This is a genomic window from Bifidobacterium thermophilum, assembly GCF_002846655.1.
In the GTDB taxonomy this organism is placed as follows: Bacteria; Actinomycetota; Actinomycetes; order Actinomycetales; family Bifidobacteriaceae; genus Bifidobacterium; species Bifidobacterium thermophilum.
On the sequence record NZ_PCGX01000012.1, the window covers coordinates 21,727 to 38,237 of the forward strand.

12 protein-coding genes and 2 tRNA genes are annotated in these 16,511 nt (G+C 61.2%); 3 read left to right on the forward strand and 11 right to left on the reverse strand.

Annotated features, from left to right (window positions below; genetic code table 11):
• Positions 1–14 precede the first annotated feature (14 nt).
• The 9 genes from tsaE to CQR48_RS08530 form a co-directional block, all read right to left on the reverse strand.
• Positions 15–566 carry a tRNA (adenosine(37)-N6)-threonylcarbamoyltransferase complex ATPase subunit type 1 TsaE gene (gene tsaE / locus CQR48_RS08490; RefSeq protein ID WP_101452692.1) on the reverse strand — a complete coding sequence of 184 codons (552 nt, stop codon included), beginning with the start codon at positions 564–566 and terminating at the stop codon, positions 15–17.
• A 170-nt stretch (positions 567–736) separates the two neighbouring features.
• Entirely contained in the window at positions 737–1,720 is a 984-nt protein-coding gene (holA, locus tag CQR48_RS08495) for a DNA polymerase III subunit delta (RefSeq protein ID WP_101452634.1), read from the reverse strand.
• 62 nt (positions 1,721–1,782) lie between these two features.
• Positions 1,783–3,666 (reverse strand): ComEC/Rec2 family competence protein, encoded by a 1,884-nt coding sequence (locus CQR48_RS08500; RefSeq protein ID WP_101452635.1) that lies wholly within the window; start codon positions 3,664–3,666, stop codon positions 1,783–1,785.
• On the reverse strand, positions 3,663–4,442 hold the full coding sequence (locus CQR48_RS08505; RefSeq protein ID WP_101452636.1) for a ComEA family DNA-binding protein: 780 nt from the start codon (positions 4,440–4,442) through the stop codon (positions 3,663–3,665). The genes CQR48_RS08500 and CQR48_RS08505 overlap by 4 nt, the downstream gene beginning before the upstream one ends.
• A gap of 98 nt (positions 4,443–4,540) precedes the next feature.
• Positions 4,541–7,495, reverse strand: a complete 2,955-nt coding sequence (gene leuS / locus CQR48_RS08510) for a leucine--tRNA ligase (RefSeq protein WP_101452637.1) — start codon at positions 7,493–7,495, stop codon at positions 4,541–4,543.
• Between the two features lie 42 nt (positions 7,496–7,537).
• A complete protein-coding gene (locus CQR48_RS08515) occupies positions 7,538–8,386 on the reverse strand; it encodes a transporter substrate-binding domain-containing protein (RefSeq protein WP_101452638.1) in 849 nt (282 codons plus the stop codon).
• 206 nt (positions 8,387–8,592) lie between these two features.
• Entirely contained in the window at positions 8,593–9,543 is a 951-nt protein-coding gene (locus CQR48_RS08520) for a magnesium transporter CorA family protein (protein ID WP_015451239.1), read from the reverse strand.
• Positions 9,544–10,275: 732 nt separating this feature from the next.
• Positions 10,276–10,349, reverse strand: a tRNA-Arg gene (locus CQR48_RS08525).
• 717 nt (positions 10,350–11,066) lie between these two features.
• Positions 11,067–11,139: transfer RNA gene (locus tag CQR48_RS08530), tRNA-Ala, on the reverse strand.
• Positions 11,140–11,509: 370 nt separating this feature from the next.
• On the opposite strand from CQR48_RS08530, the gene CQR48_RS08535 reads away from it, so the two are divergent.
• Complete coding sequence (locus CQR48_RS08535; protein WP_044091314.1) at positions 11,510–12,097, forward strand: cadmium resistance transporter; 588 nt, start codon at positions 11,510–11,512, stop codon at positions 12,095–12,097.
• A 177-nt stretch (positions 12,098–12,274) separates the two neighbouring features.
• Here CQR48_RS08535 and CQR48_RS08540 read toward each other — a convergent pair whose 3' ends face one another.
• Complete coding sequence (locus CQR48_RS08540) at positions 12,275–13,399, reverse strand: hypothetical protein (RefSeq protein WP_101452639.1); 1,125 nt, start codon at positions 13,397–13,399, stop codon at positions 12,275–12,277.
• 212 nt (positions 13,400–13,611) lie between these two features.
• On the opposite strand from CQR48_RS08540, the gene CQR48_RS08545 reads away from it, so the two are divergent.
• Positions 13,612–14,346: an HAD family hydrolase gene (locus tag CQR48_RS08545; RefSeq protein WP_180335145.1), complete on the forward strand. Its 735-nt coding sequence runs from the start codon at positions 13,612–13,614 to the stop codon at positions 14,344–14,346.
• Positions 14,347–14,674: 328 nt separating this feature from the next.
• Here the strand turns inward: CQR48_RS08545 and CQR48_RS08550 are convergent, their stop codons facing one another.
• Positions 14,675–15,595 (reverse strand): DMT family transporter, encoded by a 921-nt coding sequence (locus tag CQR48_RS08550; protein ID WP_026650654.1) that lies wholly within the window; start codon positions 15,593–15,595, stop codon positions 14,675–14,677.
• 446 nt (positions 15,596–16,041) lie between these two features.
• Between CQR48_RS08550 and CQR48_RS08555 the strand changes: the two genes are divergently transcribed.
• Positions 16,042–16,446, forward strand: a complete 405-nt coding sequence (locus CQR48_RS08555) for a pyridoxamine 5'-phosphate oxidase family protein (RefSeq protein ID WP_101452642.1) — start codon at positions 16,042–16,044, stop codon at positions 16,444–16,446.
• The last annotated feature ends 65 nt before the right edge of the window (positions 16,447–16,511 follow it).

Consider the following 16,511-nt stretch of genomic DNA (forward strand, 5'->3'; position numbering starts at 1 on the left):
AACGTGAACGGCGCTTACCGGAGGTCAGCTATGGCGTCAATCCGTCGCTGCCATGGTTTACCGACGGGAATGAGTTCGACGGTTCTGATGCCGTCGCTGGTCAGTTCCGGCGTGGCGCTTTCTGCTCCCCTGTCAGTGTGCGGGGCGGCTGGCAAGGGCCTGCCGATGTGGATGTCGAGCCGTTCGTCGGCGAGCGCGGCAGCCATTTGCTCGCCCCATTCCATGAGGATCACGGTGTTGTCGCTCGGGTTGTCGAGTTCTTCGTCAAGGCCGATGGATTCGAGCTCGTCAAGCAGCCGGTCCACGCTGTCTTGTCCCGGCGCGTACGCGTTTCCACCCAGCCGGTAGGCGTCGACATGGATGAGTGTTGCCGGCGTACCGTCTGCGAATTGGCCGTGCAGTTCGCGTGCGATGGTGAACGTGGGCGACACGACGGGCTCGTCGGCGTGCAGTCCGGCGCCGATACCTTGGGCGAGTGTGGTTTTCCCGGCTCCCAGCGGCCCGGACAGGAGCAGGACGTCACCGCCGTGCAGCATGCTGCCGATGCGGATGCCGAGCGCGCGCATCGCGTCGGCGGTGGGGACTTCGACGCTCAGCGTCGTGCCGGTCTCGCTGTGGGTTGTGTCGGCGTCGCCCACGTTGGTATGGGTTGTGCCAGCATCGCTGGTGTTTGGATTGATGGTGTGTGTCATGGCGTGTTCTCGATGTCTGGTTGTTCGGTGTGTCCGGTTCTTGTTCAGGCCACTGGCCTGCCTTTGCGGGCGATGAGTTGGATGGCTTGTTCGAGCGCGTATACGGGGTCGCCGCCGTTGGTTTTGCTTTGTTCGTCGGCCCACGCGAGCTGTTGGATGCATGCGGACAGCCCTGCGGAGGTCCAACCGGTCAGCTGGCGCATGGTGTTGCGCATGACCCACGGGTTGGTTTTCGCTTCAGCCACGGAAATGGTGCCCGCTCGCACGGCTGACGCCTTGGCGATGGTGCGCAGTTTCAGGGCGAGCGCGCCGATGAGCGCGATCGGGTCGGTGCCCTGTTGGACAGCCGATCGCATGGCGATGATGGCTTGTGTGGTGTTGCCCGCCATGGCGGTGTCGGCGACGGTGAAGCCGGTGACCTGCGGGTTGGCGGTCAGGTACTGGTTCACACGATCAAGCCCGATGGGGTCATCGTCGAAATCGAAGCACAATTGTTCGCACATGGCGGCGAGCTCGCCAGTACGCTCTCCAAGGACCGCGACAAGTTGCTGCGCGGCCGCAGGCTCAATCCGCCGGTGCCGTTGTTCGAATTGCGAGGTGACGAACTGGACTTTCGCCTTCGGATTTTTCAGGTCGGCTGGCTTATCGACACGCGCTCCGGCGCGAGTGAGCTCGTCGAGCAGCCGTTTGCCTTTGGGGCCGCCTTCATGCTGGGCGATGACAATGCTTGCCTGCCCGGGGTCGGCGACTGCCTGCTTGCAGTAGGCGACCATGCTGTCGCCGAGCTGTTCGTCGGCGTTCTGCATATTGGTGACGGTCACGATGGATACGGGCGACAGCAGCGAGGGACTGACGGCTTCGTCGAAGGCGTAACGGTCTGTCGTTGAGGCATCGAGCTCCACGGTTTCTGCGTCGGGCCGCGCGGCTGAGGCCTGTCGGCGCATATCGCGTACGGCTTCCTCGTTGAGGTAGGAATCCCCGCCACAGACAATGTAAAACGGCGGGAAAGTGTGTTTCGTGGCTGCCATGGTTCCAATCTCGCTGTATCGGTGGACATCTTCGGGTGTGTGAGGTATCGGGATGCGACAAGTCATCGATTGTGCCGGTGCCATTGGTCGTCGATCATACCGCGTGTTTCGGCAAGCCATGCCCCAATCTTCCCGCATGCCCGCCATGGGCGTCCCGCCGGAGTGCAACCCGCACGGCTGTTGCCCGCGATCGGCGGGTGCGGCCGTCGTGCGTGTCCGGGATTCATGAAGGTGCATGTATCCTGCCCGGATTGTTCCCGGCCCGCTCGCGGGCGACCATAGCGGATTGCACGGTCGCCTATGGCATGCGCACCCAAACGGATGATGCCGGGCAGCAACGCGATGACCGCTTGCACGGCGAGTGCCAGTAGCGCCCCCGGGATGCCGGACGGCCATGCCAACGCTGTCCAATCCGGGGCCGCGCACACATGGGCGGTCCACGCCATGATGGCGGTACCGCAACTAGCCAGCCATGCGGCCGCGAACGCCAAAGCCGGCACGAACGGCGCGAGTATCAGCGCAATCAGCCCGGTGATGGTGGCCCAGCTGACAAACGGCGCCACCATGATGTTGGCAAGGACGGACAGCAGCGGGATCTGCGGTTCCATAAGGATTTGTATGGGCAAGGTGAATATCTGCGCGGACAGGGTCGTTGCGACCGCTTGACTTGCTGTGTGCGGCAGTCGGCGATCCAATCGCCGTTGCAACGGCGGGGTGCACAGAGTGATGCCGAGCACCGCCGCACTGGAAAGCGCATACCCGTAGCTTGCGGATTTTCCCGGAGCAAGCGCCAACACCATAATCGTGGTCCATGCGAGCGCACTGGCGGTCTGCGGCGGACGACCGAAAAGCATGCCGATGGCGCTGAACGTTCCCATAATCTGGGCGCGCAGCACGGAATCCGACGGGTACACGAGGATGGCGAGCCCCTGATAGGCTGCGATAACACCAATTGCGGCAACAGGGCGTGGCAGGCGAATGGCGGCGCCCAGCCATTGGGCCAGTTGGGCGATGAGGATGAAATGCCCACCGGACACGGCCATCAGGTGCATGATGCCACTCGTGCGGAATTCCTGTTCGACCCGTGCCGCATACGTGGCGTCCGGCTGTTCCAAAGATCCCGGACCGATGTAATCCTGACCAAGCAAACCGCAAGTCAATCCCGGCACGAGAATCCTGCCCTGATCAGATAGTCTCGCGGTCACGGCGGCGAAGCGGTGGCGCATCCGATTGGCAAGAGAGCGGGCAGGTTGCGGCGCGCGCGTAATCCCGGTGTGCGTAAGGTCATCCACCCACAACGGTCGACTGCCGAATGCGGCTGGGCTCACGCTTGCTTGTGTGCGAATCCGCATGCCGTGGTCAAGGCTGATACAGGTGTCGCCGTTGGCGAACAGCCGTGCGCTCGCATGCGAGGGTGTCACGCGTGCGGCTTCATGCACGCCGATGATGGTGACGTCCGCCTGGCAATCGGCTCCGCGTCTCGATGATGCGGTCATCGGCGTGTCGATGTGCATATCAAGCGTGGACAGTCGCGACGCTGATGCCTGTTGGGCAATACGCATGGCCGGATCACGTTGTTGCGTCCGCTGGTGGGCGCTTGAGACCAGTATTCCCGCCCCGCTCGCCGTAAGGACCATGACTAGCAGCACGATGCCTGCGCCTGTGGGAACCGTGCCCCGCCATGCGGTGCGGATAATGCAGGCAAGGCTGCGTCGGGCATATATCATCGCTGCGAGCAATGCGAGGCTGGCAGGAAAAACCACAAGAAGAACGGGCATCATGGACGCCGTCCATACCGTGGCGCCCGGGGAGGCGCCGGAAGCGAGGTTGGCACGGTTGCAGACTGCCGAGGCGGCGAGCTCCCCCGCCCACATGGCAATGGCGACGGGCAGCAGTCTCAAATCGTGGCGGCCATCGAGCCGCACTCCGGTTGACGTCCGGCTCATCGGACGACCGCCTGGGCTCGCAGTTTTTCGAGGGTTTTCGCCCCGATGCCGCTGACGTTGAGCAGATCGTCGACGCTGGAGAACCGGCCATGCTCATTCCTGTAGTCGATGATGCGTTGCGCGGTGACCGGACCGACGCCGTTCAAGGTTTGCAGCTGTGCGGCATCCGCAGTGTTGATGTCGATACGCCCGTCATCCGTTGCAGCCGGTGTCGGCGCAGGCGCGTCCGACTGTTGTACGGCACCGGATTGCCCGCTCTGCCCGTCTTCCCCTGCTTGCGACTGCCCGCCGGCGACTGTGCCGGCATCTGGTGTCGCGTCGTTCGGGGACGCGAAGGCCGATCCCGTGGTAGGGGCGGCGGGTGCATGGGTGGCGGCATCGTGCCCGTCAAGCCGTGCAAGATTGACGGATTGCCGAATCAGGAGCCCCAAACTGGCGCATAACGCGCCAATGAGTATGAGCATGATGATGGCTGCCTGACCGGGGGTGCAGGTCAGTCGCGGGCGACGTTCCCCCGGCGTGTCTTGGCATGCCGCGTCCGTGTCTGTGCTTCTCACGCCGGCGAGCGCGGCGAGGCTGGTATACCCCGTGCCGGTTGCTGGTCCGGCTGATTCGCCGGCAGGGGCCAGACCTGTCTCAGATGCGGCTACTGAGGCAGTGTTCGTTTCGGTCCCGCCGGCGGACTCGGCCGCCGCCCCTGCTCTACAAGGCGGCGGAGGCGGCGAAAGCAGACTGCCCGGGGACGCGTCATCATACTCGGAAAATACAACACCCATGTCTCCAGCATGCCGGGGACATGGGTGCTTTGCACGCCGTCAAGGCAAATGTGGTCAAAGGATGCTTCCCCGATGCGGGAACACCTTTGGCCGGCGAATCACTCCGCCGGGACGATCGACACGATCTTCGGGGCCTTGACAATCACCTTGCGCGGTTCCTTGCCGCCGAGACGGTCGGCAACCGCTTCGAGCGCGCGCTTTTCGAGCTCTTCGGGCGCGATATCCGGGCTGACCTCCAGCTTGGCGCGAATCTTGCCCTTGATCTGCACGACCGCGGTGACCGTATCCTGACCGACGTAGCGTTCATCAGCCTTCGGCCACGGCTCATGGGCGAGCGACTCGGCGTGCCCCAGACGGTTCCACAGTTCCTCGCAAATATGCGGGGCGATCGGCGAGAGCATGAGAATCAGTGGCTCCACGGCGGCGCGCGGGACGGCCTTCAAACCAGTCAGGTGGTTGTTGAGCACGATGAGCTTGGCGATTGCCGTGTTCGGGCGCATGTTCTCCATTTCCACGGTCACGTCGGCGATCGTGTTGTTCAGGAGCTTCAAGGTCTTCTCGTCCATCGGATCGTCGGAGACCTTGACTTCGCCGGTGTTCTCGTCGACCACGTTACGCCACAGGCGTTGCAGGAAACGCATGCCGCCGATCACGTTGCGCGTGTTCCACGGGCGGGACTCGTCCAGCGGGCCCATGCTCATTTCATACAGGCGGAAGGTGTCGGCACCGTAGTTCTCGTACATGTAGTCCGGGGTGACGATGTTCTTCAGGCTCTTGCCCATCTTGCCGAACTCGCGGTTCGCATGCTGGCCGTGCCAGGTGAAGGTCGGTTCGCCGTCCGGGCCGGCCGGGCCTTCCTCGACCTCGTCGGCCGGCACGTACTGTCCGCGGTCGTCCGTGTAGGCGTAAGCCTGAATCATGCCCTGGTTGAACAGCTTGTGGAACGGTTCCGGCGAGCTGACATATCCCAGATCGTACAGGACCTTGTGCCAGAAGCGCGAATACAGCAGGTGCAGCACCGCATGCTCCACGCCGCCGATGTACAGGTCGACACCGCCGGATTCGCCTGCGGTCTTGTTGTGGTGCGGGCCCATCCAGTAGTTGAACTCGTCGGTCTCCACCATGTGCTCGGCGTCTTTGGGGTCGATGTAGCGCATGTAGTACCAGCAGGACCCCGCCCAGTTCGGCATGGTATTCGTGTCGCGATGATACTGCTTGGGACCGTCGCCCAGGTCGAGGGTGATGTTCACCCAGTCGTCGTTGCGGCTGAGCGGCGCCTCCGGGTTGGATTCGGCGTCCTCAGGGTCGAAGGTCTTCGGGCTGTAGTCCGGCACGTCGGGCAGGTTGATCGGCAGCATGCTGTCGGGCAGCAGATGCGGCACCTCGTCCTCGTCGTAGACGATCGGGAACGGCTCGCCCCAGTAGCGCTGGCGGCTGAACAGCCAGTCGCGCAGACGGTAGCTGACCGTGCCCTTGCCGACGCCGGCGGCTTCCAGCCAACCGATGACCTTGTCGATTGCCTCGTCAACACGCAGACCGTCGAGCGACAGGCTGTCGCCCTTCGCATAAGTGGAGTCGGTCGAAGAGTTGACGACGATGCCATCATGGGAGACGAACGGGGCCTTACCCTCATAGTTGGCGAGGTCGTCGTTTGAGCCGGGCAGCGGCTTGACGGTGTAGATGACCGGCAGACCGAACTTGGCGGCGAAATCGTAATCGCGCTGGTCGCCGCCAGGCACCGCCATAATCGCGCCGGTGCCGTAATCCATGAGCACGTAGTCGGCGGTGAAGATTGGCAGCTGCTTGCCGGTGATCGGGTTGGTCGCGTACAGGCCGGTGAACAGGCCGGTCTTCTCGCCGCCCTCGTCGACACGGTCCTTGGCGGTTTTCGCCTCAGCAGCAAGCCGGTACGCGTGCACAGCCTCCTTCGGAGTCGCGTACCCGCCCTTCCATGCTTCGGGCACATCCTGCGGCCAAGCGGCGGGAACATGCTCAAGCAGTTCGTGTTCCGGGGAGACCACCGCGAAGGTGGTGCCGAACAGGGTATCGGGACGTGTCGTATAGACTTCCATATCCTGTTCGCCGTCTTCCGAGGCGACCGGGAAATGCACGGCAGCACCGTGGGATTCGCCGATCCAGTTGCGCTGCATGAGCTTGACCTTCTCAGGCCAGTCGATGGTGTCGAGATCTTGGATCAGTCGGTGGCCATACGCGGTGATGCGCATCGACCACTGGCGCAGCTCGCGCTGGAAAACCGGATAGTTGCCGCGTTCGGAGCGACCTTCCGCAGTGACTTCCTCGTTCGCCAGAACCGTGCCAAGGCCCGGGCACCAGTTGACCGGGGACTTGGAGATGTAGGCGAGACGGAAATCGTTGAGCACGTCGGCCTGCTGGCGGGCGTTGAGATCACTCCACGCCTTGTCTTCGAAGCCGGGGATTGGCTTGGCACCGGACTTGAACTTCTCGACCAGTTCGCTGATTGGGCGGGCGGAACCCTTGCCGCCGTCGCGGCGGACGAAATCAGGGTCGTACCAAGCATCGTAGATGCGGGAGAAAATCCACTGCGTCCAGCGCATGTAATCAGGGTCGATGGTCGCGAAGCTGCGGCGGTTGTCGAAGCTCAGTCCCATGCGATGCAGCTGGCGGCTCATATTCGCGATATTCTGCTCCGTGGTGACGCGTGGATGCTGGCCGGTCTGGACCGCATACTGCTCGGCCGGCAGACCGAAAGCGTCATAACCCATGGCATGCAGGACGTTCTCGCCCTTCATGCGGTGGTAGCGGCTGACCACGTCGGTGGCCAGATATCCGAGCGGGTGGCCGACGTGCAGGCCCTTGCCGGACGGGTAGGGGAACATGTCCATGGCGAAGTAGGGGGTGCGGCCGTCGGCGTTCTTGCCGTTGCCGTCCGTCAGGTCACCCTTGACATTCGCCGCCCAGAACGTGCCCTGCTCTTCCCAGGTCTTCTGCCACTTTTCCTCGATGGTCTGTGCGAGCTTCGCGTTATAGCGGTACGCTGGCTCGCCTTCGTGTGCTTGCGTGTTGTCGGTCATAAACAAGGATTATTGCCGCACAACGGGACACGACGCGAGTGCCTATCCATTATCCGAACGTATTGTCGGCGGATTGAGCTTCGCGGACGGGTGGTAACCGAGCTGATTGGTCATCTCATCGGCAAAAGAGCGCCAAGTGCCGGAGGTGACCATCTGCTTGAGGATCGCGTCGATTTTCGAGGCGAGTGCGCTCTCCCCCGCCTTGACGCTTACGGCGTGCAAGGACGTGCCGAATCGGCCGGATACAACGTGCAGATACTGCGATCCTTCGTTCGCGGCGAGACCGGCGAGCGCCGCGTCATCGCCGCTGACTGCGTCAGCCTCCCCGACGAGCAGCGCGGTGACGCATTGCAGGTAGGTCGCACGCTCCTGGATGCGCGCCTTGGGCTGGAGGCTGCGAATGCCGTCGGAAGCTCCCGACCCGGTGACGGTGCACACGGTATGGCCTGCCAGGTCATCGGTGCCGGTAATCGTGTCGGCGTCGTCGGCGCGGACGAGCAGTCCTTGCGCGGCGCTCAAATACGGGCCGGCGAAGGTTGTGGCGTCGTCGCTGGAGGTGATTCCAATCGGCAGGGGTGCCGCGACGATGTCGACGAAGCGGTCGTTGAGCCGTTTGCTGTAATCGGAGACGGTGACCGACCTGAACATGATCTGCTTTTTCGCATAACCGAGCTCATTGGCCACGTAGGTGGCGACATTCACGTCGAATCCGGAGTAGGAGCCGTCGTGCAAGCGGCTCAATCCCGGCATGTCTGCGGCGACGCCGATGGTGATGGTCGGGCCTTCCGGCAGATTGGCGGACGCGTCTGAGGCGCCTTCGCAGCCTGTCAGGGATGCGGCCGCGAGGGCGCAGCAAAGCACAGTGGCAAGTATTCGTCGTGGTGTGCGCATCTGATCACCTCCGTTGCGCGTATCGCGGCTACGCGTGTCGCAGTGGTATGCGTCGCCGTTGTGAGTGTCGCCGCCATATGCTGCTGCCGTGTGTCACCGGCCTGCGAATCACCGGCGGCGATGGCGAGCGTCTGGTGTCTGACCTTACCTTCTGGTGTCTACCTAGGCGGTATGCCGATCGGCAGGCGCCCGGGCTCAGGCTCACATCACTTGAATAGACGGGAACGGGCGAGGAACCATGCAGTCAGGCCGCCCGCGGCAATGGCGAGGACGATGACGATAAGGAAGCCCCATTTGCTGGCCGTCAGCGGCATACCAAGCATGCCGGTCTGGAAATTCATGCCGTACATGGAGAACACGAGCGTCGGAATGGACAACGCGATGGAGATGATGGTGAAGATGCGCATCACATTGTTCAGGTTGTTGGACACGATCGAAGCGAAGGCGTCGGTCATGTTCGCAAGGACCCCGCTGTAAATGTTCGCCATCTCGATTGCCTGCTTGTTTTCGGTGATGACATCGTCAAGCAGATCCTCGTCCTCCGGGTATTGCTTGATCCGTGAGAGCGTGGTGAGTTTTTCCATCACGATTTCGTTGGATTTCAGGCTTGTGGTGAAGTAGACCAAGGTCTTGCTCAATTCGAGCAGCATGAGGATTTCACGGTTTTGCATCGAGTGGCGCAAACGCAGTTCGAGTTTGTCGGTTTCGCGGTCGATGATGCGCAGGTATCGCAGGTACATCGTGGCGTTGCGGTACAGGATCTGCAGGATGAACCGCGACTTCATATACGTGTTGAAGCCTCGAATGGTGCCTTCCATGAAGGGGTGGAGGACGGGCGTGTCCTGCATGCACACGGTGATGATGAGGTTCTGTGTGACGATAATCGACAACGGGATGGTCTCGTACCAGTCACGGCCGCTGCGTTCCTCGACGGTCGGGATGTCGACGATGATCATCGTGTAATCGTCTTCGGCGTCCACGCGGGAACGTTCCTCGTCATCGAGCGGGGCGCGCAGGTCGGCCAGATCGATGCCGGTTTCCTGGGAGACCGTGGCGAGCTCCACGTCGGTCGGCTCCGAAAGACATAGCCATGCGCCGTTTTCCGGTTTCTCGATCTGCTCCACTTGACCGTTGATGGTGCTGAACATTCTCAGCATGCGCTCACCTGCCTTTCATCTATGCTCTCGCCGTACGCGAATCGTGCGCCTGAGCCACCGTCCTTCTGTGGATGTTCCGCGGCCTGACTCCAAACGAGTCGCGGCGACCGCCGAAGAATCCCAAATAAGCATAATCCCTCATGGCTGGGACGAAACCGTCTTCCCGCGGTTTCACCCCATGACGTAACGCGATGTTCAGCGCGCGTTTGTTTCACGGTCACCTGGGGGTTGGGTCGCGGGTTGTCGGGTGCGCTGCGCGAGACGCGTTTTGGAGAAAACACACAAGACCACGCCGCAGGGAACCGCGGGTTACCGGTTACGCTACGCGGTGCACAGGCTTGCGAGCATACCGACCGCAGCGATATCCGCCATATGACCGTCGGACAGAATCTCAACATCTCGCCAATACGACCGATTTCATCGAGAAATTGAGAAGAAAGTCTCAATATCTCTCCACGAAGGAGCCCTCCCGCGATTTTTTAAGAACCAGTCACTCTCATCTAAAACAACCGACAGCCTGAAATCCTTGATATTCCAGACTTTTCAAGAAACTTACCCTGTCCTCATCTCGCCGAGAAATCTCAATATCTCGTCAAAACGACCGACGGACGCGAGTTGTTCGGACTTCAGACAACCGAAAGCCGTCCGTCTGAAGCAATGACAACCGGCAGCCCCCAAAATCAGAATCGGCCGGAAACGAAAAACCCCGGGACTGTTCCCGGGGTGTGAACGTGCGCCAGACAGGATTCGAACCTGCAACCTGCTGATCCGTAGTCAGCTGCTCTAATCCATTGGGCTACTGGCGCAGTCGCTGCTCACGGGAGATTCATACATCTCCATTGCGGCAACGTTCGCATCATACCCACATTTCGCGATAATCGCAACAGGCGTGTCTAAATGGGACAGTAGCGAGCCCGGACGCGCGCAACACTGCGGAACACCGTGTACGGCCGCGACAACGGGCGGGATTCGTCAAGCCGCGCGTGCCGCAGCATACGTGACCGCCGAATGTCTCCACCGCTTTGTCATGGTCGATGGTGGTTCGTCAGGCCGCGTATGCCGCGGGTACGCAATCGGGCAAAACCTGACAAGGGATGGCGATAGCCGATAACATCCGCCCAGCTGTGCATGTCCCGGCATGCGTAATACGACAGTCGTCACGGGGCACCGCCGTTCTTCAGTGCGTTCCGCAGAGTTGCGTATGTTTGGGCATACGCAAACCGTCGGTCTGCTGCAAGCTGTTGGCATCATCTCCGGGGATCTGCGGCGTTGCGCATGCCGCCGCACACGCAACCAGATGGAACGTTTCGGGCAACACCGTTGGCTTTCATATGCCTTGGTTCGCTTTGGCTCCCATGCGGCCTGTTTCCTATGCGCACGTTTCGTACACGGACGACATGGCATGACACGTGCGGGATGGCGTGATGACGAGATGACCAGATGACGGGGCGACGACATCCGCGACTTCGGGAATGTCACCCGAAATGAAAAACCCGCATCGCTCTTGCGATGCGGGTTGTCCGTGGAGCTAGGGGGATTCGAACCCCCGACCCCCTCCATGCCATGGAGATGCGCTACCAGCTGCGCCATAGCCCCGGTCGGTCTTCAGTTATCTTGTCCGTTCTTCGCGGACCTCGTATACATTACAACACCATTGGCTGATATCAAAATCGACCATCCCTCTCGGCGTGTCGCACTGGATTCTACGACGGCACATCCTCGTCAGGAATACCGCTTGAAGAGTTGCTGTTGGTTGAGATATCGCGCTTCCGGGACCGCGGTTCAGGGGCGGCAATAGAGTTCGACAGATATTCTGAAGTCCACTAGAGTCAACAATGTCAATCTATCGAAACCAAAGGTGACGCAGGGGCCGATAGCCGGCAGCCAACAACGACAACCACACACCGAACACCGAACACCACACATCGAGAATCAGCTACACACCAACCAAACAGGAAGGTCCACCGTGATTGCATCCATTATCCAAGCCGTGGCGCTATTCGCCGTGACCAACATCGACGACATCATCGTGCTTGCTCTGTTCTTCGCCCGCGGAGCAAAACAACGCAACACCACACGAACTATTCTGCTCGGCCAGTATCTCGGATTCTTCGGCATCCTCGTCATCGCCGCGGTCGCCTCATACGGTGCCGTGACCTTGCTTCCCGCCGAAGCAATCCCCTATTTCGGTCTGATTCCGCTGGCACTGGGCATCAAAGCCGCATGGGACAGCATCCGTGGCGAAGACGATGACGACACCGGCGAAGGCAAAAGCATCACCCTGCCGACAGTCGCAGCGGTCACCTTCGCCAACGGTGGAGACAATATCGGCGTGTACGTGCCGGTATTCGTATCCAATAGCCTCCCGGTGGTCATCGTGTATTGCGTGGTATTCCTTGTTCTGGTCACCGTCCTGGTGCTGCTCGCGCGCTTCATCGCGACCCGACCGGGAATCGGCGAATGGCTCGAGCGTTCGGACCGGTACCTGTTCCCACTTGTGCTCATCGCGCTCGGTGTGGTGATTCTCGTCAAGGGGCACGCGTTCGGCATATGACCGAACTGGCACTCGAACCGGGGCGAATCGTTGCGTCGGGCGCTAGATAATGCAAGCCACCCAGTCGGCTACCGGCCATTCATCGGTTACAAACCGGACAACCACACAACAACAGCGGGCGGCACGCAAATGCGTAACCGCCCACCGGAAATTGCTGTCATCGATATGATTGATTGATTATTTCGTCGCAGTACCAGACCCATCAGTCGAACCGGATGACGACGAACCGGTTCCAGAAGTATCCGAGTCTGTGCCAGTAGTGCCCGAATCAGATCCGTCGGTCGTGCCGGAATCAGAAGTCCCGCCACCGTTTGAACCCGCCGACGAACCAGAATCTGAACCCGAGGTTGAGCTCGAGCTGCTCGACGCGCTGGCCGAAGGGGACGCACTGGCAGTCGCGGACGGGGACGGGCTTGCAGTCGACGAGGCTGAGGCGCTGGAGCTTGCGGACGGGGATGGGCTCGCGGTCGCGGACGGCTTGTCGCTTGGCTTCTCGAGCTGATGATCGTCATCACGCCGCGTCTGCGAATCGCTGGGGGTCGGAGTCGGAGTCACCCGCGCATTGCCGACCATGTCACGCACCACGCTATCCGTGCCCTCGCCGCGGGTGACCAGCATGATGACGCCTGCGGTGATACCCACCGCCACCAGCGCACTGACCACGGAGATGATAATCGCCACGCGTTTGGTCTTGCGAGCGCGTTCAGTGTTCGCCGAACCAGACAGGTGCCGGGCGGCCGTCGTCCCGGTCTCGTTGCCGGAAACAATAACGCGCCCCTGATGGCCGTCCGCACCAGTATGGTCATGAGCGGCCGCGGACACGCCGGAAATCACACGGGTGGCATCATCCGCAGGCTGCATCACCGTGGTCGCGTCCGCAGCACCAACCGTGGGCATGGCACGCGTTGCATCGGGCTTGGTCTCCCCTTCATCCTGGGTATTCCTCGCGTTCGCGGCACTCTGGTCGCCCTGCACGGGCAGCACGGTGGTCTCGTCACTGCTGATCCGACGAGGATGGCTCGCGGTTTCCCCGTTCGAGCCGTCCGAATCAGCGCTCTGGTCGGTTTGCTCCCCCTCGATCTGCTCGTCATCGCCGCCTTTGACATCCTGGAGTTTTTCCGAAGACGCTTTGAGGATGTTCTGGTACAGCTGCGAGGACACCGCGGATACAATCGAGCCGACAGCCACGCCAATCACCGATCCGGCGATGCCGATTCTGGCCGACAGCAGGAACGAGGTGACCGCCGCAAGCGCACCGGCGACAAGTTGCGGTACAGAGATTCCCTTGAAAAAGTTCTTCACATTGCTGACTGTATCGGAAAAAGGAGGAACACGCTGGGCGTGGGCTGAAAAATCGCGCCATGCTCACAATGCGGATGCGTGTCGCAAACGTCAGATGTATCGGTTAAGTCGTTGAGCCGTCGTTCCTTCTCGCCGTATACACGGTGCGATGTCGGCTCTGGTTCGTTCAACGGCCGGGCTGTTTGTTCGCGCGTATGGGAATAATAAGCCGGGTGACTTTCAACGACACCTTGACATTTTCTCAATCGTCCGCCGTGCCCGATGCACCGGAAGGCCTTCCGGAAGCTGTGTTCTGGGACATGGACGGGACGCTGATCAATTCGGAAGTTTACTGGGCGGCGGCCGAGCGGCATGTCATCGAGCTGCATGGCGGCACGTTCAGCGACGAGGTACCGCTGCGTGCACGTGGCCAGTCTACCCCGCGTCTGCTCCAGATTGTGCAAGAGTATATTCCCGCGCATGTGGACCCCGATACACTGCGCTCCGAAATCATCGGCTATGTGATTGACCGCGAGCGCGAGAAGCCTTGCTGGGCGACCGGTGCGGTCGAGCTGCTTGACGTGCTGTCGCAGGCTGGGATCCCGAACGTGATTGTGTCCGCCTCCCCTCGCGCGATGGTCGACAACATGGCCCGCCAGGCGCCCCAGGGCGCGTTCGTCGGATACGTGTGCGGCGAGGACGGTCTGCCCGCGAAGCCGGACCCGGCACCGTACTTGCGCGCCGCAGAAATCGTGGGCGCTGACCCTGCCAACTGCCTGGTGTTCGAGGACTCCCCTGTCGGTTTGCAGTCCGGCGGCGCGAGCGGCGCGACCGTCGTTGCAATCACCGGGTTCACGCCCGAAGGCGTGGTCTTCGACGGCCCTCAGGTGACCAATATCAAGGATTATGTAGGACTTAGCCTCGACGATCTGGCGAATTTCATGGAGCTCGGTTCACTCGAGAAGTGATTGCCGGGGATACCGGTTCCACGCATCAATACGACTTGGATACGACTGGGCTGCCTCGCGTTCTGGTAGGGTGCCGCCGCTGAGTACGCCACGGTATTGGATTCGTGCAGAAACCAGGACGGCTGCCGATCTTCTGTCGACACCGGAAGTTGCTTCAGCGTCGGCAGAAGGTTGGTGTTCTGCTTCTACCGACGCTGAAGCGTCCCTCAGTGTCGGTAGAAGGTCACACGCGCAACACAACTGTAGGGTTTGTTTCCCGCACCGCTCATATGCGAGTCCCGTCTAACGTGACCAGTTTCGGAAACAGCCGCAAAGACCGACGGCGGGATTATTTGCGTTTGGTCACCACGGACATAATGACCGCCACGAAAATCAGCGAGAAACCCACGATTGAGGTCCAGCCGATTGCTTCGCCCCAGAACATCGCGGAGAATGCGACGGCGAACAGGCTTTCCGTGCACATGATGATGGCCGCGCTCGACGGCGGCACGTGCGCCAGACCGATATTCTGCATGATCTGCGCCATCGTGGTCGCTCCGATCAGCAGATACAGGAAACTCATGATGACATCGGGCGCAAGCCATGACGCGTTCGGAAGCGGTTCAGTCAGCAGCGCGCCAACCAGGAAGAACACGTCGGCGACGGCGAATTGCATGAAAGTGACGGCAATCGGATGGAAGTGCTGGGTGTAGCGTCCCAGGAAGGTGAGATTGAACGAGAAAATCACCGCGTTCGCGATGGTCATCCAATCGCCTTGGCTGAGCGCAAGCGAGCCTGATCCGGGTTTGAGGGCGACGAAGCCCACGCCGGTCAGGCAGATGATTGCGGCGACAAGATTGATCAGTTTGGGGTGCTGTTTGGCGACCAGCCATGCAGCGAACGGGGTGAGCACGCAATACGAGGCGGTCAGGAAGGCGCTGCGGCCAGGATCAATGGTTTTCAGGCCTTCGGTCTGCATGATCATCGTGCCGTAGTAAGTGACGCCCACAACCAGCGCGGGAATGATGATATCGCGGGTGAGCGCGGGAATAATTACCCGGTGGAACAGGACGAACATAATCAAGCAGGAGCCGGTCATACGCATAGCCATGAGCCATTGGGGCGTAATGGCACTCATCGCCACCTTCGCGACCAGATAGCTGCCACCCCACAGGGCGGCGCAGCACAACAGCATGACACGCGCAAGGTTCGGCGGGAAGGTGCGCGACATACGGCTGCGGAATTCCTGAAAGCGGCTGCGTGCACGCATATGTCTCTCCTCCTTCGCCTCGCGGGCTTCGATGCTCGGCATGATGATTCCGGCGTGGGTGTGCTGGCCATCGTCGGTTTCGCCGTACTCACGATAGCCACCGCGCGGAAAGAACACGCCCGGAAGTCATCCGATTTTTCACAAGGTTCACCTCGTTGAAATCTCACGCCGCCGTCTAAAGCGGGGCGTCTCGGCAATGTCGAACGGGGTCCAGCCGACGACGACCTGTGTCGACTCGAAGGTCTCGACGCCCGCGGCGAAACCGTCGTGAGATACCTCACAATCCGCGGTGTCATACCTGCAATGCCCCGGGAACTGCCGTAAGCTGGTATCACCGGTTCGTACAAGCGCCGACGACCCGGTCGGCAGCCGCGATGCGGCGGCGCGCAAGGCGCCCGAACGGCACACGCAGACCAGTACCATGAACCACAAGCGAAAGGAACATCATGGCCACCATCACCCCGGAAATGAAGGAATTCATCGCCAACCACCTGCCTTGGGTGGCGACCATCAGCAAGGACGGACAGCTCAACATCGGCCCGAAGATGTCCACCTTCGTGCTTGACGACCATCACATCGCCTACCACGAGCGCACCGCCCGCCAGCATTACCAGAATCTGCTGGACGGCAGCGAGCTGGTCATCGGCGTCGCGGACCTGAAGACCAAGACCGGCTACCGGTTCCGCGGCAAGGTGACACTGCACAGCGATGACGCGATTTATGAGGAGCAGGTCAAGGTCGCGGAGCACAACGGCACCAAGAAGCCGGCGGTCGTGCCGGTGCTGGAGGTCTCCGAAATCGACGACCTGACCGCGGGCGCGAAGGCCGGCACGGTCATCGAAAAGGACTGAAAAGGACTGAACGCGGGCAAGAACGCGAGCGGCGGCATGACGGAAACCCGTCTGCCGCCGCTTTT

Bases quoted from the DNA above. Each gene is read 5' to 3' on its own strand.
- CQR48_RS08505 (WP_101452636.1), bottom strand. From the start codon at position 4,442: ATGGGTGTTGTATTTTCCGAGTATGATGACGCGTCCCCGGGCAGTCTG.
- CQR48_RS08515 (WP_101452638.1), bottom strand. From the start codon at position 8,386: ATGCGCACACCACGACGAATACTTGCCACTGTGCTTTGCTGCGCCCTC.
- holA (WP_101452634.1), bottom strand. From the start codon at position 1,720: ATGGCAGCCACGAAACACACTTTCCCGCCGTTTTACATTGTCTGTGGC.
- tsaE (WP_101452692.1), bottom strand. From the start codon at position 566: ATGCGCGCGCTCGGCATCCGCATCGGCAGCATGCTGCACGGCGGTGAC.
- CQR48_RS08555 (WP_101452642.1), top strand. From the start codon at position 16,042: ATGGCCACCATCACCCCGGAAATGAAGGAATTCATCGCCAACCACCTG.
- leuS (WP_101452637.1), bottom strand. From the start codon at position 7,495: ATGACCGACAACACGCAAGCACACGAAGGCGAGCCAGCGTACCGCTAT.
- CQR48_RS08500 (WP_101452635.1), bottom strand. From the start codon at position 3,666: ATGAGCCGGACGTCAACCGGAGTGCGGCTCGATGGCCGCCACGATTTG.
- CQR48_RS08520 (WP_015451239.1), bottom strand. From the start codon at position 9,543: ATGCTGAGAATGTTCAGCACCATCAACGGTCAAGTGGAGCAGATCGAG.
- CQR48_RS08550 (WP_026650654.1), bottom strand. From the start codon at position 15,595: ATGCGTGCACGCAGCCGCTTTCAGGAATTCCGCAGCCGTATGTCGCGC.